Below are 18,253 nucleotides of genomic sequence, written 5' to 3'. Positions count from 1 at the left end.
GAGTTTGCGGTGTGTTGCGAGGTTAACCCGTGTGGGGAAGCCGTAGCGAAAGCGAGTCCGAACAGGGCGATTCAGTAGCACGCTCAAGACCCGAAGCGGAGTGATCTAGCCATGGGCAGGTTGAAGCGGAGGTAAGACTTCGTGGAGGACCGAACCCACCAGGGTTGAAAACCTGGGGGATGACCTGTGGTTAGGGGTGAAAGGCCAATCAAACTCCGTGATAGCTGGTTCTCCCCGAAATGCATTTAGGTGCAGCGTCGTGTGTTTCTTGCCGGAGGTAGAGCACTGGATAGGCGATGGGCCCTACCGGGTTACTGACCTTAGCCAAACTCCGAATGCCGGTAAGTGAGAGCACGGCAGTGAGACTGTGGGGGATAAGCTCCATGGTCGAGAGGGAAACAGCCCAGAGCATCGACTAAGGCCCCTAAGCGTACGCTAAGTGGGAAAGGATGTGGAGTCGCAGAGACAACCAGGAGGTTGGCTTAGAAGCAGCCACCCTTGAAAGAGTGCGTAATAGCTCACTGGTCAAGTGATTCCGCGCCGACAATGTAGCGGGGCTCAAGCGTACCGCCGAAGTCGTGTCATTGCAGTACATACCCCCAACGGGGACTGTGATGGGTAGGGGAGCGTCGTGTGCCGGGTGAAGCAGCCGCGGAAGCGAGTTGTGGACGGTTCACGAGTGAGAATGCAGGCATGAGTAGCGATACACACGTGAGAAACGTGTGCGCCGATTGACTAAGGGTTCCTGGGTCAAGCTGATCTGCCCAGGGTAAGTCGGGACCTAAGGCGAGGCCGACAGGCGTAGTCGATGGACAACCGGTTGATATTCCGGTACCCGCTTTGAAACGCCCAATATCGAGCCCATTAATGCTAAGCCCGTGAAGCCGTTCCGGACCCTTCGGGGAATGGAAAGTGGTGGAGCCGGCGAACCAAGGTGGTAGTAGGTAAGCGATGGGGTGACGCAGGAAGGTAGTCCAGCCCGGGCGGTGGTTGTCCCGGGGTAAGGGTGTAGGACGCACGGTAGGCAAATCCGTCGTGCACATAGTCTGAGACCTGATGCCGAGCCGATTGTGGTGAAGTGGATGATCCTATGCTGTCGAGAAAAGCCTCTAGCGAGTTTCATGGCGGCCCGTACCCTAAACCGACTCAGGTGGTCAGGTAGAGAATACCGAGGCGTTCGGGTGAACTATGGTTAAGGAACTCGGCAAAATGCCCCCGTAACTTCGGGAGAAGGGGGGCCATCACTGGTGATGACACTTGCTGTCTGAGCTGGGGGTGGCCGCAGAGACCAGCGAGAAGCGACTGTTTACTAAAAACACAGGTCCGTGCGAAGCCGTAAGGCGATGTATACGGACTGACGCCTGCCCGGTGCTGGAACGTTAAGGGGACCGGTTAGTGACCTTTCGGGGTTGCGAAGCTGAGAACTTAAGCGCCAGTAAACGGCGGTGGTAACTATAACCATCCTAAGGTAGCGAAATTCCTTGTCGGGTAAGTTCCGACCTGCACGAATGGCGTAACGACTTCTCGACTGTCTCAACCATAGGCCCGGTGAAATTGCACTACGAGTAAAGATGCTCGTTTCGCGCAGAAGGACGGAAAGACCCCGGGACCTTTACTACAGTTTGATATTGGTGTTCGGTTCGGCTTGTGTAGGATAGGTGGGAGACTGTGAAGCGGCCACGCCAGTGGTTGTGGAGTCGTCGTTGAAATACCACTCTGGTCGTGCTGGATGTCTAACCTCGGTCCGTGATCCGGATCAGGGACAGTGTCTGATGGGTAGTTTAACTGGGGCGGTTGCCTCCCAAAGGGTAACGGAGGCGCCCAAAGGTTCCCTCAGCCTGGTTGGCAATCAGGTGTTGAGTGTAAGTGCACAAGGGAGCTTGACTGTGAGACCGACGGGTCGAGCAGGGACGAAAGTCGGGACTAGTGATCCGGCGGTGGCTTGTGGAAGCGCCGTCGCTCAACGGATAAAAGGTACCCCGGGGATAACAGGCTGATCTTCCCCAAGAGTCCATATCGACGGGATGGTTTGGCACCTCGATGTCGGCTCGTCGCATCCTGGGGCTGGAGTCGGTCCCAAGGGTTGGGCTGTTCGCCCATTAAAGCGGTACGCGAGCTGGGTTTAGAACGTCGTGAGACAGTTCGGTCCCTATCCTCTGTGCGCGTAGGAATATTGAGAAGGGCTGTCCCTAGTACGAGAGGACCGGGACGGACGAACCTCTGGTGTGCCAGTTGTCCTGCCAAGGGCATGGCTGGTTGGCTACGTTCGGGAGGGATAACCGCTGAAAGCATCTAAGCGGGAAGCCTGCTTCGAGATGAGTATTCCCACCTCCTTGAGAGGGTAAGGCTCCCAGTAGACGACTGGGTTGATAGGCCGGATGTGGAAGCCCAGTAATGGGTGGAGCTGACCGGTACTAATAGGCCGAGGGCTTGTCCTCAGTTGCTCGCGTCCACTGTGTTTGTTCTGAAGCAACGAACTCGCCAAGTATCTGGCTGGAGTTCAACTTCATAGTGTTTCGGTGGTCATAGCGTTAGGGAAACGCCCGGTTACATTCCGAACCCGGAAGCTAAGCCTTTCAGCGCCGATGGTACTGCAGGGGGGACCCTGTGGGAGAGTAGGACACCGCCGAACAATCATTGTGGGAAAGCCCCGCACCATCTGGTGCGGGGCTTTTCTGCGTTCTACGCCGGTTTCACCAGGCCCGTGTCGTAGGCCAGGATCACCGCCTGGACGCGGTCCCTCGCGCCCGTCTTCGCCAGCACGCGGCCCACGTGGGTCTTCACCGTGGACTCTGCGAGGTGGAGGCGGTCCGCGATCTCCGTGTTCGTCCAGCCCTGGCCGACGACCGTGAGGATCTCGCGCTCGCGGTCCGTGAGGGACGCCAGCCGGGGATCCTCCTCGGGAGCCGCTGCGGCGGCCTCGGGGGAAGACGGCGACGGGGGCAGGTGGTGGACGTACGTGTCCAGGAGCCGGCGGGTGAGGCTGGGGGCCACGACCGCGTCGCCCGCCGCCACCGCGCGGACGCCCGCGAGGAGCTCCTCCGGCTGGGCGTCCTTCACCAGGAAGCCGCTCGCGCCGGCGCGGAGACCGTCGTACGCGTACGCGTCGAGGTCGAAGGTCGTGATGATGAGGACGCGGCTGCGGGAACCGGTGGCGACGATCCGGCGGGTCGCCTCGATGCCGTCCAGGCCCGGCATGCGGATGTCCATCAGGACCACGTCCGGGCGGTGGGCGGCGACCTGGCGGACGGCCTCGGTGCCGTCGGCGGCCTCGCCGACGACGGTCATGTCCTCCTGGCTCTCCAGGAGCATGCGGAAGCCGAAGCGCTGCATCGGCTGGTCGTCGGCTATCAGAACCGTCGTCACGAGCGGTGTTCCTCCGGAGCGGTGGGGACAGCGGTGGGAATGCGGAGCCGTACCCGCCAGCCGGTGCCGGCCGGCAGGGGGCCGCAGTCGAGTGTGCCGTCGTAGAGGGCCGCCCGCTCGCGCATTCCGGTGAGGCCCCGGCCCTGGCCGCGGGGGCCGGACGGGGTGCCCGTGTCGGTGACGGCGACGAGGACGGCGTCCGGGGCGGCCGTGAGGCGGACGGTGGCCGTGGCGCCGGGGCCCGCGTGCTTCAGCGTGTTCGTCAGGGACTCCTGGACCACGCGGTAGACGGTCAGCTGGGCACCCGGCGGCAGCGGCGGCAGCGGGTCGGGCAGTTCCGACACGACCGGCAGGCCCGCCTTCCGTACGCCGTCCAGGAGCCGTTCCAGGTCGGCCAGGGTCGGCTGGGGGGTGCGGACGGCGTCGGGGGAGTCGTCCGGGGCGGACAGGACGCCCAGGAGGCGGCGGAGTTCGCCGAGGGCCTGACGGCTCGTCGTACCGATGGCGTCCAGGGCCTGGGCGGCCCGCTCGGGGCTCTTGGCCGCCGCGTACCGGCCGCCGTCCGCGAGACCGGTGATGACCGACAGGTTGTGGCCGATGATGTCGTGCATCTCCCGGGCGATGCGGGCCCGTTCGGCCGCCGCCGCCAGGCGCACCTCCTGGTCGCGCTCGACCTCCAGCCGGCGGGCCCGGTCCACGAGGCTCGCCGTGTGGTCGCGGCGGGAGCGGAGCGCGATGCCGGCCAGGGCGACGAACACGTACGCCCACAGGGCCGAGGTGAGGTGGATGTGCCACTCGGGGCCGTCGAAGCGCAGTCCGCCCGCGAGGGGCGGCACCAGGAGCAGGACGAACGCCCACGGGAGGCGGCGCGGCGGACGGCTCAGGGCGATGTGGAACAGCGGGAGGGCCTGGAGGTACGCGGCCTGGAGGAAGGCGCCGGACGCCTCGCTGACGAGGGCCGCCGCCGCCATCACGGCGAGTACCGCCGTGGGGTGGCGGCGGCGCGCGTACAGGGGGAGGGAGAGGGCCAGGCTGAGGACGAGGACCAGCCCGGCGGGGAGCGACGGGTCCCGGGCCACGTTCCGCCAGCCGCCCCCCGCGTCCACCAGCGCCGCGACCGTCCAGGTGGCCGTCAGCACGCCGTCCCAGAGCCACGGGCGGGCCGCGTCCGCCGCCCGTACCCGGGTGAGGAGCAGGTGCGTCCACCGGCTGGGGGCCGTCGTCCCCACCGGCGTACCCGCCGGCTCGGTCGTCCCCGCAGTCGTTCCCGCCGGCGTCCGGGGCGTCTCCGTCGTCATCCCGCCATCATCCCGCCGTCGTCCTCGTGCGTTCCGGCCCTCGTGCGCTCCGGTGCTCATGCGTCCCGGCGGCGGAGCAGCAGCGCGGGCACCGCGAGGGCGGCGGCCGCCCAGAGGGCGAGGGCCAGGAGCGCCGCCCCGGCGGAGGGGGCGCCGGGGAGCGGCGTCGCGGAGCCGAGGACGCCGGCGGCCTGGGTGGGGAAGTACCGCAGGGCGGTGTCGACGGCGTCGTACGGGAGCATCCCGAGGACCTCGGGGAGCACGACGACGCCGCCGATGAACGCGCCGAGCGCGCCGGGCACCGAACGGAGGGCGGCGCCCAGACCGAGGGCGACCAGGGCGAGGAGGGTGACACCGGCGGCGTTGCCCGCGAGGGCGCCGAGGACGCCGTCGTCGGTGAGGGAGGCGGCCTGGTCGGTGTCGTCGAGGAAGAGCTGGGCGGTGAGGAAGGCCGCCGCGTTCGTGAGGAGGCAGAGGACGAACACGGCGGCGCCGAGGACCGCGGCCTTCGCCCCCAGCACCGGCAGGCGGCCGGGGACGGCGGCGAAGGTGGCGCGGACCAGGCCGGAGGAGTACTCGCCGGCGGTCACGAGGATGCCGAGGACGGCGAGGCAGACGCCGCTCAGCTGCGAGCCGTAGAGGACGAGGACGACGGTGTCGACGTCGGAGTCGCCGCCGCCGGAGGTGTAGGTGGCGCCCATCAGGACGCCGACGCCGAGCACGAGGAGCACCGCCGACAGGGCCGTGATCCAGGTGGAGCGGACCGTCCGCAGCTTGTGCCACTCGGAGCGCAGCACGCGCGGGAAGGTGATCCCGTACGGGGCGGGGGCGGGGGCGGCGGGGGCCTGGGTGGTGGTCATGCGGCTGCTCCCTGGGGCTCGGGCCGGCGGTCGGCCTGGTACTCGACGGAGTCGCGGGTGAGGTCCATGAACGCCTGCTCCAGGGAGGCGGTCTCCGGGGTGAGGGCGTGGAGTTCGATGCCGTGCGCGGCGGCGGTGCGGCCGATGCCGGGGGCGTCGACGCCGGTGACCCGGAGGGTGTCGGGGCCCTCGGGGGAGGTGCGGGCCGGGGCCGGGAGGAGGGCGCGGAGCCGGTCGGCCTCGGGGGAGACGACGAGGACGGAGGCGGCGCCCGCGTCCCGGACGAGGTCGGCGACGGTGGTGTCGGCGAGCAGCCGGCCCCGGCCGATGACGACGAGCCGGTCGGCCGTCAGGGCCATCTCGCTCATCAGGTGGGAGGAGACGAGGACCGTGCGGCCCTCCGCGGCGAGGGAGGTGAGGAGGGTGCGGATCCAGAGGACGCCCTCCGGGTCCAGGCCGTTCACCGGCTCGTCGAGGACGACGGCGGCCGGGTCGCCGAGGAGCGCGGCGGCGATGCCGAGGCGCTGGCCCATGCCGAGGGAGAAGCCCTTCACGCGGCGCCCGGCGACGTCGGACAGGCCGGCGACGCCGAGGACGTGCTCGACGCGGGACCGCGGGATGCCGTGGGTGTGGGCCAGTGCCATCAGGTGGTGGAAGGCGGTGCGGCCCGGGTGGAAGGAGCGGGCGTCGAGGAGGGCGCCGACCCGGGTGAGGGGCGCGGGATGGGCGGCGTACGAGCGGCCGTCGACGGTGGCGGAGCCGTGCGTCGGGGCGTCGAGGCCGAGGATCATCCGCAGGGTGGTGGACTTCCCCGCGCCGTTCGGGCCCAGGAAGCCGGTGACGGTGCCGGGGCGGACGGTGAACGAGAGGTCGCGGACGACGGTCCGGTCGCCGTACCGCTTGGTGAGTCGCTCTGCTCGGATCATGCCCTCGACGCTACGGAGCGGGCGGGGCGCGGGCGTCCGACCGTGGTTGGCACCGGCGGGGCCGGGGTGGTACCGGGGTACGACGGCGGGCGGCGCCGGGACGGCGACGGGATGGGCCGGGGTGGACCGGGGCGGACCGGGATGGGCCGGGGTGGGGTTCCCGGCGGGCGCTTCCGGGTCGTGATTCCGGACCGTGATTCCGGGCCTTTCTTCCGGCTCGCGCCCTCGGCGCGCCCCTGGTCCGCGCCCCTGGTGCGCCCCGGGGCCCGACCCTGAACTCCCCCTTGAGCTGCGAATTTCCCTTGTGGGTGGGGGCGGCGGCGGGCGAGGATGCGAGACATGACCTTCGAGATCCGACCTGTTCTGGCCGACGAGTGGGAGAAGGCGCGGGAGCTGCGGCTCACCGCGTTGCAGGACCCCGTCGCGCACCTCGCCTTCCTGGAGACGTACGAGGCGGCGGTCGCGCGCCCGGACGACTTCTGGCAGGAGCGGACGGCCGCCGCCGCGCCGACCGGGGAGGGGCGGGTGCGGCAGTTCGTCGCCGAGGCGCCGGACGGGCGGTGGCTCGGCACGGTGTCGGTCCTCGTCGAGCGGCCCTCGGACGAGCTGCGGTTCGGAGAGCCGGCGAAGATCGACCAGACGCACCTCGTGGGCGTGTTCGTGCGGCCCGAGGCGCGCGGCAGCGGGGTGATCGACGCGCTGTTCCGGGCGGCCGTGGAGTGGTCGTGGACCGTGGACGGCATCCGGCGGGCGAGACTGTACGTCCACGAGGACAACGCCCGGGCCGCCGCCTTCTATCGGCGCTTCGGCTTCGTGCCCTCGGGCGACCGGGTCCCGATGCCCGGCGACTCGGGACGGTACGAGATCGAGTACGAGCTGCTGCCGCCCGGCACCGCCGGGACGGCCGCCGTCGCGGGGCACGCGGACGCGTAGCCGTACGGGCGTCGGTCAGTGGCTGAGCACGGTTTCCGGCCAGCGGGTGCGGGCCTGTTCGGGGGAGCGCATCAGGGCGAGGACGGGGAGGCCCTGACGGGTGCCGTCCGCGAGGAGCTGGGGGAGCTGCGGGAGGGGCGCCACCGCGGCGACGTCGTCGAGGACGAGGGCGAGTGGTGGGTCGAGCCGACCGTCGGATGACCGTGCGGCCATGCGGCGGCCGTGCTCGACCACGTGAGACGCGAGCGCGGTGAGGAGGGGCATCGCGCCCGGGTGGGTGCGCGGGTCCTCGATCGCTTCGCCCACCACGTAGAGGGTGCCCCCTTCGGCGAGGAAAGATGCCAGGGCCAGCGAATCCGTTCGATTCGGGGTGCAGGCCTCGCGGATGTGGACCGAGGAGAAGGCGGAGAAGGCACGGGCCGTCAGTTCCTGGGCCAGGCGGCGGCTTTCGGGGTGGGCGGTGAGTGCCGCTTCGAGGAGGCCGGCGAGGCCGGAGGCGGCCTTGGGGTGACTGCGGAGGATGCGCACCGGCTCGTGGGCGTCGGTTCCCTGGGCCCAGCGGTGGACCTGGCGGAACGGCCGGCCGTCGACGGCGGCGGCGTGCAGCCAGCAGCGCAGCAGCGTCTCGGCGGTGGCGGCGGTGGCCGCGTCGAGCCTGGCGTGCGGGCGGACCGGGGCGAGCAGGGCGGCGGCGCGGGCCTGGGCGGTGTCCGGGTCGGCGCAGCCCTCGGCGGGGGACCAGTGGAGCCGGGCCGGGGTGTCGCAGAGGTGGCCGGGGTCGTACACGAGGACGGGGCCGAGCTTGCCGCGGACGTCCTTGGTGTCGGCCCACACGGTGGGGTCGGAGGTGACGACGAGGACCGGGCCCTCGGCGTCCGCGATCGCCTGGACGGCCAGGGGACGGCGGGTCCCGGGCGGGCCGTAGACCGTGCCGTCGGAGGGTGCCGTGGGAGAGGTGTGCGTGGGGGGTGCGGGAGACGCGGGGGGAGGGGTGGGGGCGGGAGGGGGCGGGGCCGCGGGGGCCGTCTTCTGTATCGGTACGGGGGCGGGGGCGGGTACCGGTTCCCGCGCGGGCTGCGGCTCCCGCGCGGGGCGCGGCTCCCGTGCGGGTCCGGGGGCCGGAGGGCGTACCGGGGCCGGGTCCGTGGCGTACGTGCCCGGGTCCTTCGCGTACGTGTCCGTCCTGCGGTGTGTGCGGACGGCGCGCCAGCGGGCGAAGGTGCCGAGGACGAAGACGGCGAGGACGACGAGGATCATCGCCTGGCCGATGACCAGGCCCCAGAAGAGGCCGTATCCGGAGAGTTCGCCGGGCGGGGTGGCCGGCCAGGCGGCCGGGAGGTCGGTGGGGGCGGTCGCGAGGGCGCGGAGGGCCGGCGGGGTGCGGCCGAGGGTCACCCCGTCCGGCCAGGCGCCGTGGGCGAGGAACGCGGACAGTCCCGTCGCGGACCAGACGAGCAGGGCCAGGCCGAGGACCAGGGCGAACAGCCCGATGAGGAACCCGTCCGAGACGCCGCCGCCCTGCCTCTGCCGTGCCTGGTCCACGTCACGCCACCGTCGACTGCGAGCTGTCGTTCATGTGCCGTTCCATCATCAGCGCGCGCTGCTCGGTCTCCCACTCCAGCTCGGGGTCGGCGGGGCCGGAGGACTCGGTCATGGCGCGGTCGGTGTAGACGAGGGGGCGTTCCTTCTCGGTGATGAGGTGTTTGACCACCTGCACGTTGCCGTTGACGTCCCAGACGGCGATGCCGGGGGTGAGCGTCGGGATGATCTCGACGGCCCAGCGGGGCAGGCCGAGGACGCGGCCGGTGTTGCGGGCCTCGTCGGCCTTCTGGGCGTAGACGGTCCGGGTGGAGGCCATCTTGAGGATCGCGGCGGCCTCCTTGGCCGCCGCGCCGTCGACGACGTCGGAGAGGTGGTGGACGACGGCGACGAAGGACAGGCCGAGGCGGCGGCCGAACTTGAGCAGGCGCTGGAACAGCTGGGCCACGAAGGGGCTGTTGATGATGTGCCAGGCCTCCTCGACGAGGAAGATGCGCTTCTTCCGGTCGGGGCGGATCCAGGTGTGTTCCAGCCACACGCCGACGATCGCCATGAGGATGGGCATGGCGATGGAGTTGCGGTCGATGTGGGAGAGGTCGAAGACGATCAGGGGCGCGTCGAGGTCGATGCCGACGGTGGTGGGGCCGTCGAACATGCCGCGCAGGTCGCCGTCGACGAGCCGGTCGAGGACGAGGGCCACGTCGAGGCCCCAGGCCCGTACGTCGTCTATGTCGACGTTCATCGCCTCGGCCGACTCGGCCTCGGGGTGGCGCAGCCGCTCGACGATGTCGGTGAGGATCGGCTGGCGTTCGCTGATGTGCTCGTTGACGTGGGCGTGGGCGACCTTGAGCGCGAAGCCGGCGCGCTCGTCGAGGCCGTGGCCCATCGCCACCTCGATGATGGTGCGCAGCAGGGCGAGCTGGCCGGTGGTGGTGATGGCGGGGTCGAGCGGGTTGAGGCGGATCCCGGAGTCGTTGGCGACCATGGGGTCCAGGCGGATGGGGGTTATCCCCAGCTCCTGGGCGATGAGGTTCCACTCGCCGACGCCGTCCTCGCCCTGGGCGTCGAGGACGACGACCTGCCGGTCGCGGAAGCGGAGCTGGCGGAGCACGTACGTCTTCTCGAGCGCGGACTTGCCGTTGCCGGACTCGCCGAGGACGAGCCAGTGGGGGGCGGGGAGCTGCTGCCCGTACAGCTGGAAGGGGTCGTAGACGTAGCCCTTGCCGCTGTAGACCTCGCGGCCGATGATCACGCCGGAGTCGCCGAGGCCGGGTGCGGCGGTCGGCAGGTAGACGGCCTGGGCCTGGCCCGTGGAGGTGCGCACGGGCAGGCGGGTGGTCTCCACCTTCCCGAGGACGAAGGAGGTGAAGGCTTCGGTGAGGACGGACAGCGGATCTCGCATCGGTCGGTGCCCCTTCGGCCTTAGCGGCGGATGCCGGTCGCGAACGGCAGGGTGTTCACAAAGGCCCGGTGGTGCTCCCGGTCGCACCATTCGAGCTTGAGGTACGACTTGCCGGCGGAGGCCCTGATCGTGCGCTTGTCCCGGGCGAGGGCCTCGGGCGAGCGCGCCGATACGGTGATGTACCCGACGAGGTTGACGCCTGCCGCGCCGCTGGCGAGATCTTCACCCCGCTGGTCGAGCCGGCCGTGTGCGGCGATGTCGCGCGGGTCGACGGTGCGGTTCATCTTGGCCTGGCGGGACGCCTCGGCCTCGTCGTTGGTCTTCTCGGTGAGCATGCGCTCGATGGCGATCTCGGTGGGCTCCAGGTCCATGGTGACGGCGACGGTGCGGATGACGTCGGGGGTGTGGACGAGGAGCGGGGCGAGGAAGTTCACGCCGACCGGGGTCATCGGCCACTCCTTGACCCAGGCGGTGGCGTGGCACCAGGGGGCGCGGGTGGAGGACTCGCGGGTCTTGGCCTGGAGGTAGGTGGCCTCCATGGCGTCGAGTTCGGCGGGCCAGGCGTTGCGCTTCGTCATGGCCTGGATGTGGTCGATGGGGTGGTCCGGGTCGTACATGGAGTGGACCAGGGAGGCGAGCCGGGACTGGCCGAGGGGCTGGCGGACCCGGATGTCGGCCTCGGTGAGGCGGGCGCAGATGTCGGTGAGCTCGCGGGCCATGACGACGGCGAGGCCGCCGTCGCGGTCGAGGCGGCGGGCGCCGGTGGCGTGCCGGGTGGCGTGGGCCATGGCGTTGGCCTCGGCGGCGAGGTCGCGCGTGTAGTGCATGCAGGCGACGAGGTAGGCGCGGTGCTGCTCGCTGGAGGTGGAGACCATCGACTGGAGCTGGTCGTACGACTCCTGGAGCCAGCCCGGCGCGGTCGGGTCGCCGCGCTGGGCGACGTCCTTGGCGTGGGCGTCGGGGTCGGCGGGGAGGGTGCGGGCCAGCATCTGGAGGCGGGTGACGAACCCGTCGCCGTTGGCGACGTGCTTGAGGAGGGTGCCGAAGCGGTCGACCAGGGCCTCCTGGTCCTCGGAGTCGCGCAGGCCGACGCCGGGGCCCTCGATCTCGATGGCGGCGGTGACGGTGCGGCGGTCCGCGTGGAGGAGGACGGCGATCTCGTCGGGGCCGAAGGGGGCGGCGAGCCAGCTGACGCGGCCGATGCCGGGGGGCGGGCCGACCTCGACCTCGCGGCCGTCGAGGCGGGTGCCGGCCTCGACGGCGGTGGAGCGGTAGGCGGTGCCGCGCTTGAGCATCCGCTTGTAGCTGCGGTTGATCTCGAACCACTTGTAGAACGTGCGCTGCTTGTACGGGAGGTACACGGCGGCGATCGCGAGGATGGGCAGGCCGGCGAGGAGCGCGATCCGCAGGGGGAGGAGGGGGACGAGGAGTCCGCTCATCATGCCGAGGAAGGCGCCGACGACGATCAGGGCGATCTCGCCGGTCTCGCGGTTCTTGCCGACGATCGCGTTCGGCCGGGCGCGGCCGATGAGATACGTGCGGCGGGGCGTGACCGGCTGGGACTGGGTCGTCAACGCCCTGCACCTCCTGCTCCTGTGTTCTTGCTGTTGCGGCTGCTGTGCGGGGTGCCCGCGGTGGGGCTGCTGCTGCGGGGCGGGGGCGTGGCGCCCGTGCCGCCGCGGCTGTCTCCGGAACGGCTGCTGTGGGCGGCGACGCCGCCGGAGAGCTGGTTGGCGGGGCGGGGGGCGGAGGAGGCCTGGCCGCCGGTGCCGCCGCTGTCGCGGGTGCTGTGGGTCTTGATGCCCTGGGAGACGAGGGAGGCGGGGGAGGAGATGACGGCGGCGGCCGCGTTCTCCCCGGCGCGGTGGAGGCGGTTGTTGCGGGAGGCGACGATCTCGTCGCCGAAGCCGGGGACGAAGCGGTAGATCATCGCGGACGAGAAGATCGCGAGGAGGATGATCGCGAGGCCGGAGACGACGGCGGAGAAGGAGTCGGGGCCGGTGCCGGAGGAGAGGGCGCCGGCGAGGCCGAGGACGATCACGATGATCGGCTTGACCAGGATGACGGCGATCATGATGCCGGCCCAGCGGCGGACGTGGCCCCACATGTTCTTGTCGACGAGGCCGGAGTAGACGACGACGCCGAGGAGGGCGCCGACGTAGAGGAGGACGGCGCGGAGGAACAGCTCCAGGTAGAGCACGCCGGCGGCGAGGACCGTGACCAGGCTGACGATGATCAGCATGATCGGTCCGCCGCTGATGCTGTCGCCCTTCTGGAGGGCCTGCTTGAACGCGCCGAAGAACACGTCGGTCTGCTGGCCGGTGCCGGAGGCGATGACCTCGGTGATGGCGTCGGTGGCGTTGACGACGGTGTAGAGGATCAGCGGCGTGAAGGCGGAGGCGAGGACGGTCAGCCAGAGGAAGCCGACGGCCTCGGAGAGCGCGGTGGTCAGCGGCACGCCGCGCATCGCGCGCTTGGCGACGGCGAGCAGCCAGAGGAGCACCGTGAGGAAGGTGGCGGCGGCGAAGACGACGGCGTAGCGGCTGAGGAACTCGGTGTTCGTGAAGTCGACCTCGGCGGTCTCCTTCACGGCCTTGGAGAGGTAGTCGATGACGGCGACGGCGGCGTCGGCGCAGCCCCGGGCGAGGGAGGAGAGGGGGTCCAGGGCGGAGGCGGGGTCGTTGACACCGTTTCCGCCGATGTTGGAGCCGCCTCCCGGCCGGCTGCTCTCGCACAGTTCCCGGGCCTGGCCGACGATGAGGTCGCAGTCGCTGTTGGTGGGGGTCGGCGAGGGGGTGGGTACCGACGGGCTGCCGCTCGGGGCGGGGCCGGTCGGCGTGGGGGTGGGGTCCGCGTGGGCGGTCCCGGCGAGCAGTACGGGCAGGGCGAGGAGGGGCGCGGCGAGCGCACCGGCCCGCACGACCGCGCGGCCCGCGAGGCTTCGGCTAGCGGGCATAGGTGAACCCTCCGTACTGTTCGACGGCTTCGGCGATCTCGTCGGCGGCGGAGGCACGGTCGTCGCCTCCGACGGGGGTCGGTCCCTCGGCCTGGCTGGTCGAGGAGATCCGCCATCCCGCCGTGGTCCAGCTGAGTTTCTGCGTGCTGGTGAACCAGGCGGAGGTGACGGGCTTGGTGGAGCCCTCGCCCGCGAGGCCGGTGAGGTTGACGTACCAGACGTCGACGGTGGCCTTGTCGGCGGAGTACGAGGTGACCTTGGTGCCGATCGGTACGGTGCGGGCGACGAAGGTGAGGCCGTCGGGGGCCGTTCCGTTGGGTTCGAGGCCGGTGGCCGCCATGAGTTCGGGCGAGTACGAGGCGTCGTACCGCTTCAGGAGTCCGTCGACGACCTCGGGGGCGTACACCGCCCGTACCAGTGCCTCCCGCGGCCCCTTCTGGAACATGTCCGTGGAGCCCAGGGCCACCGCGTAGTTGGCGGCGGCGCTCTGGGCGCCTTGTTCGTCGTGGGCGTAGCCGGTGGGGACGGTGCCGTCGGTGTCGGTGACGGGGCGGGTGCCGGTGGGGGCGGTGGCGGCTTTGCCGGGGGTGTCGGAGGAGGGGGACGTGCCGGCCGGGGTGCCGCCGCGGTTGGCGAAGGCGATGGCGGCGACGAGGAGCGCCACCACGCCCAGGCCCGCGAGGAGGGAGCGGGAGCTCCGGGCGGGGCGGCGGGTGCCGCCGTGGACGTCACCGGTGTTGCCCTCGGGCAGGCGGGTACGGGTCTGGCCCGAGCCGCCGTAGCCGTCGTGCTCGTCGCCGGGACTCATGCCGGGTACGCCCCCTCGTTCGTTCGTGGGTAGGGACCGCTGGTGACGTGCGGTCAGATCGCCATTCCGTAGACGATGGTGAAGAGGGTGCCGAGGGATCCGATGATGAAGACGCCGGTGAGGCCGGCGACGATCAGGCCCTTGCCCTGTTCGGCGCTGAAGGTGTCGCGCAGCGCGGTCGCGCCGATGCGCTGCTTGGCCGCGCCCCAGATGGCGATGCCGAGGCAGAGCAGGATGGCGACGGCCATCACGACCTCGATCATGATCTTGGCTTCGGCGCCGAGGCTCCCGAAGGGACCCCAGTTGGGGGCGATTCCACCGATGATGGTGGTGATGTCGCCCTTTTCGGCCGCCAGGTACACAGAACTCACCGCCCCTGTCGGGTCGTTGGTCACCCCTGCCGGACGGCATGGGTCATCGCCACTATCTTCGCTGATGAAACCGTCCGCGTGTGACGGCTTGACGGCTCTCTTTACCCGATCCCCGCACACTTGACCGATCTGACCGTCTTGACCTGCGGCGGTGTGACCGGATTTCATGCGAAGAAGCGTATGGTCACTCTGTGTATCACGGAGGGTGACTCCGGGCAATGATTGTCGTTGTTGCACTCTTGGGGCCGCGTCGGGCGGGCGTCCTCCCCGGGCGCGGCCGTCCCGCCTAGACTGGCGCCCCGGGGCGTACTGCCAGGGACCGAGGGGTGGTTGACGGTGCGTAGGGCGGGCAAGGCGTGGCTGCTGGCCGGCGGGGGCTTCGGGCTCTGTGCCGGCTTCCTGGCCCTGCTCCTGGTCGGTACGTACGCGGCGGCGGCCGGTTTCCTCGGCGGCGCGGGTTCGGCGGCGACCGGCACGGTGGCTTTGGCCAAGGGTTCGGTGCCGGCCATGTACCAGGGGCTCGTGCAGCGCTGGGGCAACCTCTGTCCGGAGATCAACCCGGCGCTGCTGGCGGCGCAGCTGTACCAGGAGAGCGGCTGGAATCCGCGGGCCGTGTCGCCTGCGGACGCCCGGGGCATCGCCCAGTTCATTCCGGCCACCTGGGCCAGTTACGGCGTCGACGGGGACGGCGACGGCGACAAGGACATCTGGGACCCGAAGGACGCCATCCCGTCCGCCGCCTCGTACGACTGCGCGCTGGCGGGGGACGTGAGGGGCGTGCCGGGCGACCCGACGAGCAACATGCTGGCGGCGTACAACGCGGGCCCCTACGCCGTCATCGGCAACGGGGGCGTCCCGCCGTACAGCGAGACGCGGAACTACGTGCGGATCATCCGCTCCCTGGAGCAGAGCTTCGCCCGGCCGCAGGGCCGCCTCGCCCCCTCGCGGCAGGCGGCCGGCGCCATCCACTACGCGCAGAGCAAGCTGGGCACCCCGTACCTGTGGGGCGGCACGGGAACGGCCGCGCAGGGCGGGCGGTTCGACTGCTCGGGCCTGACCCAGGCCGCGTACGACGCGGTGGGCATCGAGCTGCCGCGCGTGGCCAACGACCAGTACAACGCGGGGCCGCACCCGAGCCGGGACGAGCTGCTCCCCGGCGACCTCGTGTTCTTCTCGGACGACCTGACGAACTCGCGGGCGATCCGTCACGTCGGCATCTACGTCGGCGGCGGCTACATGATCGACGCGCCCCGGACGGGGGCGGTGATCCGCTTCGACCGGATCGACACGCCCGACTACTTCGGGGCGACCCGGGTGACCGAGGACGGCGCCGCGGCGCTGCCCACGCGGTCCCCCGGCACCGAGGCGTGAAGGGGCCGCGTCGCCGGTCCCGCTGGCCGGAACTCTCCGTCAGGCACAGGCCCTGAGCTGCGGAGGAGCGTCACTCTTCGATAACGTCGGCATGATCCACGGGAAGAGGCGGAACGAGTGCCTCATGAGGTTCGTTCCCCGATCCGACGACTCTGACCACGTCTGAACCACGGGGGTTGGAAACCAGACAACGAGAGCAAGGGGCCGCGGCAGATGGCTGAACTCGCATCGGACGGTTCGAGTCCCGACGTCGCCCTGCTGTACGACATCAACGGGCTGGCCGAGCAGGCGCCCCCCTGGTTCGACCGGGTGATGGAGTTCACCGGCGAGTACGGCATCCCGCTCCTGACGGTCCTCGTCGTGCTCTGGTGCTGGTGGAGCGTCCGCCGGCGCGGCAGCTTCGCGGACTCGGTCACGGCCGTCACCGGCATCGTCTGGGCCCCGCTCGCGGCCGGCGTCGCCCTCCTCGTGAACGTCCCCATCCGCGGCTTCGTCGAGCGTCCCCGCCCCTTCGAGGACCACGACGGCCTGGAGGTCCTGGTCGAGGGCAAGACCGACTACTCCTTCGTCAGCGACCACGCCACGCTGACGATGGCGCTCGCCGTCGCCCTCTTCGTCGCCCACCGCCGCTTCGGCCTGGCCGCGATCGGCCTCGCCCTCGCCGAGGGCTTCACCCGCGTCTACATGGGCGTCCACTACCCGACCGACGTCGTCGGCGGCTTCGCCCTCGGCACCGCGGTGGCGCTGCTCCTCGCCCCGCCGGCGCTGGCGCTGCTCACCCCGCTGGTCCGCACCGTCGGCCGCTCGCGGCGCGGCGCGTGGCTGGTCCGCTCGCGCCGGGCGGCGGCCCTCGCGGCCGCCCCCCACGAGACGGTCGGCATCCCCGAGCCGCGCCTCGGCGGCCCCGCCGAGGACGGCCACGGCGAGAAGGGCCTCGCCGCCTGAGGGAGCGGGGGCCGGCCCCGGGCCGGGCCTCCCGGCCCGGGCTTCCCTAGGGCCGGGTCTCCCGCTGCTCGGCGGTGACCCCCGCGGAGGTCAGGTGGTCGGTGGCGTCGGTGCGGGCGCGGTCGCGGGAGCGGCGGGCCGGGCCGGACCAGCCGCAGGCGCAGCGGGCCAGGGCGAAGGAGCCGCGCTCCGTGGTCGTCGTGTGATGCGGGCCGGAGGCGCTCTGCTCGTGCACGCCCCCACCGTACTGCGCGTGACGGCTCGCCCGTGCCGTCGTTAACCGCATCGGGAATCCGGTCCATTGGGGGTTGACGGGCGATGGTGGTGCAGCGGTACGGGCGTCCGCGCGGGCACGGCGGCGGGGCGCTCGCCGTCACCGCGACCCTGGTCGCCGCGGCGGTCACCGGCTGCGCCGCGCCCGAGGCCCCGGAGCCGCCGCCGGACCCGGCGGGCGCCGTGCGGGGCGCCGCCGACGTACTGGCCCGCGCGGGCTCCTCGAAGGCGTCGACCGCGATGGAGATGGCCGCCGGCGGGACCCGGGTCACCATCCGCGGCGAGGGCGGCTACGACTTCCGCCGCCGCACCGGCCGGCTCCAGGTGGTGCTCCCCAAGGATCCGGCGGGCGCCAGCGGGCACCGGCCGATCACCGAGCTGCTCACCCCGGGCGCGCTCTACATGAAGAACCGCGGCGCGGGCGTCCCCGCCGACAAGTGGGTCCGGGTCGACACCACCGCCCTCGACGACGGGAACCTGGTCACCGGCGGGGCCACCGACCCCGGGGCGGCGGCCGAGCTGCTGCGCGGGGCGCGGGACGTGGTGTACGTGGGGGAGACCGAGCTCGCGGGGGTGCGGGTCCGGCACTACCGGGGCACCGTCGACATCGGCGCGGCCGCGAAGCTCGCCGCGCCGCAGGTGCGGGGCTCGCTCGCCGCGGCGGCGAAAGGGTTCACCACCGACTCCGTGCCCTTCGACGCGTACCTCGACGGCGCCGGCCGGCTGCGGAAGGTCCGCCACCGCTTCACCTTCAGCAATCAGGGGCGGGCGGTCGCGGTCTCCTCGACGACCCTGCTGTACGGCTTCGGGACGCGCGTCGAGGTGACGCTGCCGGACGGGCGGGACATCTACGCGGGCAAGGTCGAGGTCTGACCCCCGCGCCCGCGCCACCGGGAGCGGCCCCCGCACCGGCCCGGGAGCGGCCCCCGGACCGCCGGGCGCGTGGTTCGGACCATCGGCAAATGGTCCGTCCGTGTCATGCGCGGTCCGTGGCCCGCTCCCTACGCTGGTACACCGACTCCGGAAGGAAGAGGTGAAGGCGCGTGGCTCCGCCCGGTACCGCAACCGCGACAGCTGACCCCGACCGCGTCGCCCTCGCGGAGATAGAGCTGTGCGGCGAGCTGATCATCGCCGCCTCGGCCGCGGACGGGGAACGGCTCAGCGACGACCTGATCGACGAGGTCCTCCGCGTCGAACCGGCCTAG

16 protein-coding genes and 2 rRNA genes (1 of these 18 running past the window's edge) are annotated in these 18,253 nt (G+C 71.2%); 7 read left to right on the top strand and 11 right to left on the bottom strand.

Annotated elements, in window-relative coordinates; translation table 11 throughout:
* Both IE326_RS11050 and rrf read left to right on the top strand, forming a co-directional pair.
* Window positions 1-2,438, top strand: a 23S ribosomal RNA gene (locus tag IE326_RS11050) (it extends 684 nt beyond the left edge of the window).
* 77 nt (window positions 2,439-2,515) lie between these two features.
* Window positions 2,516-2,632: ribosomal RNA gene (rrf, locus tag IE326_RS11045) — 5S ribosomal RNA — on the top strand.
* Between the two features lie 50 nt (window positions 2,633-2,682).
* On the opposite strand, the gene IE326_RS11040 is transcribed toward rrf, so the two are convergent.
* From IE326_RS11040 to IE326_RS11025, 4 genes are read right to left on the bottom strand one after another with little or no spacing between them, the layout of a single operon-like run.
* A complete protein-coding gene (locus IE326_RS11040; protein ID WP_150229883.1) occupies window positions 2,683-3,366 on the bottom strand; it encodes a response regulator transcription factor in 684 nt (227 codons plus the stop codon).
* Window positions 3,363-4,664 carry a sensor histidine kinase gene (locus IE326_RS11035; RefSeq protein ID WP_190041407.1) on the bottom strand — a complete coding sequence of 434 codons (1,302 nt, stop codon included), beginning with the start codon at window positions 4,662-4,664 and terminating at the stop codon, window positions 3,363-3,365. The genes IE326_RS11040 and IE326_RS11035 overlap by 4 nt, the downstream gene beginning before the upstream one ends.
* A gap of 56 nt (window positions 4,665-4,720) precedes the next feature.
* Window positions 4,721-5,524: an ABC transporter permease gene (locus tag IE326_RS11030; RefSeq protein WP_190041406.1), complete on the bottom strand. Its 804-nt coding sequence runs from the start codon at window positions 5,522-5,524 to the stop codon at window positions 4,721-4,723.
* Window positions 5,521-6,450 (bottom strand): ABC transporter ATP-binding protein, encoded by a 930-nt coding sequence (locus tag IE326_RS11025; RefSeq protein WP_190041405.1) that lies wholly within the window; start codon window positions 6,448-6,450, stop codon window positions 5,521-5,523. Before IE326_RS11025 ends, IE326_RS11030 begins: the two co-directional genes overlap by 4 nt.
* Before the next feature lie 339 nt (window positions 6,451-6,789).
* Here IE326_RS11025 and IE326_RS11020 point away from each other — a divergent pair, with 339 nt between their 5' ends.
* Window positions 6,790-7,383: a GNAT family N-acetyltransferase gene (locus tag IE326_RS11020; protein WP_150229891.1), complete on the top strand. Its 594-nt coding sequence runs from the start codon at window positions 6,790-6,792 to the stop codon at window positions 7,381-7,383.
* A gap of 15 nt (window positions 7,384-7,398) precedes the next feature.
* On the opposite strand, the gene IE326_RS11015 is transcribed toward IE326_RS11020, so the two are convergent.
* From IE326_RS11015 to IE326_RS10990, 6 genes are read right to left on the bottom strand one after another with little or no spacing between them, the layout of a single operon-like run.
* Entirely contained in the window at window positions 7,399-8,925 is a 1,527-nt protein-coding gene (locus tag IE326_RS11015; protein ID WP_190041404.1) for a P-loop NTPase family protein, read from the bottom strand.
* A 1-nt stretch (window position 8,926) separates the two neighbouring features.
* Window positions 8,927-10,324 (bottom strand): ATP-binding protein, encoded by a 1,398-nt coding sequence (locus IE326_RS11010; protein WP_150229893.1) that lies wholly within the window; start codon window positions 10,322-10,324, stop codon window positions 8,927-8,929.
* 20 nt (window positions 10,325-10,344) lie between these two features.
* Window positions 10,345-11,898: an SCO6880 family protein gene (locus IE326_RS11005; protein WP_150229895.1), complete on the bottom strand. Its 1,554-nt coding sequence runs from the start codon at window positions 11,896-11,898 to the stop codon at window positions 10,345-10,347.
* A complete protein-coding gene (locus IE326_RS11000; RefSeq protein ID WP_190041403.1) occupies window positions 11,895-13,280 on the bottom strand; it encodes a hypothetical protein in 1,386 nt (461 codons plus the stop codon). The genes IE326_RS11005 and IE326_RS11000 overlap by 4 nt, the downstream gene beginning before the upstream one ends.
* Window positions 13,270-14,088: a hypothetical protein gene (locus IE326_RS10995; RefSeq protein ID WP_190041402.1), complete on the bottom strand. Its 819-nt coding sequence runs from the start codon at window positions 14,086-14,088 to the stop codon at window positions 13,270-13,272. The genes IE326_RS11000 and IE326_RS10995 overlap by 11 nt, the downstream gene beginning before the upstream one ends.
* Window positions 14,089-14,141: 53 nt before the next feature.
* Window positions 14,142-14,450 carry a DUF8827 family protein gene (locus IE326_RS10990; protein WP_030495498.1) on the bottom strand — a complete coding sequence of 103 codons (309 nt, stop codon included), beginning with the start codon at window positions 14,448-14,450 and terminating at the stop codon, window positions 14,142-14,144.
* A 339-nt stretch (window positions 14,451-14,789) separates the two neighbouring features.
* Between IE326_RS10990 and IE326_RS10985 the strand changes: the two genes are divergently transcribed.
* Window positions 14,790-15,830: a C40 family peptidase gene (locus IE326_RS10985; RefSeq protein ID WP_308440306.1), complete on the top strand. Its 1,041-nt coding sequence runs from the start codon at window positions 14,790-14,792 to the stop codon at window positions 15,828-15,830.
* 213 nt (window positions 15,831-16,043) lie between these two features.
* Window positions 16,044-16,775 (top strand): phosphatase PAP2 family protein, encoded by a 732-nt coding sequence (locus IE326_RS10980; protein WP_190041401.1) that lies wholly within the window; start codon window positions 16,044-16,046, stop codon window positions 16,773-16,775.
* A gap of 46 nt (window positions 16,776-16,821) precedes the next feature.
* Here IE326_RS10980 and IE326_RS10975 read toward each other — a convergent pair whose 3' ends face one another.
* A complete protein-coding gene (locus tag IE326_RS10975; RefSeq protein WP_190041400.1) occupies window positions 16,822-17,010 on the bottom strand; it encodes a hypothetical protein in 189 nt (62 codons plus the stop codon).
* A gap of 83 nt (window positions 17,011-17,093) precedes the next feature.
* On the opposite strand from IE326_RS10975, the gene IE326_RS10970 reads away from it, so the two are divergent.
* Window positions 17,094-17,921 (top strand): SCO4651 family lipoprotein, encoded by an 828-nt coding sequence (locus IE326_RS10970; protein ID WP_150229908.1) that lies wholly within the window; start codon window positions 17,094-17,096, stop codon window positions 17,919-17,921.
* A gap of 170 nt (window positions 17,922-18,091) precedes the next feature.
* Window positions 18,092-18,253: a hypothetical protein gene (locus IE326_RS10965; RefSeq protein WP_170313845.1), complete on the top strand. Its 162-nt coding sequence runs from the start codon at window positions 18,092-18,094 to the stop codon at window positions 18,251-18,253.

This window comes from Streptomyces filamentosus (assembly GCF_014654895.1).
Taxonomy (GTDB): domain Bacteria; phylum Actinomycetota; class Actinomycetes; order Streptomycetales; family Streptomycetaceae; genus Streptomyces; species Streptomyces filamentosus.
Note: the sequence above shows the minus strand (reverse complement) of the source record. Positions and strands in the feature narration are given on the sequence as shown.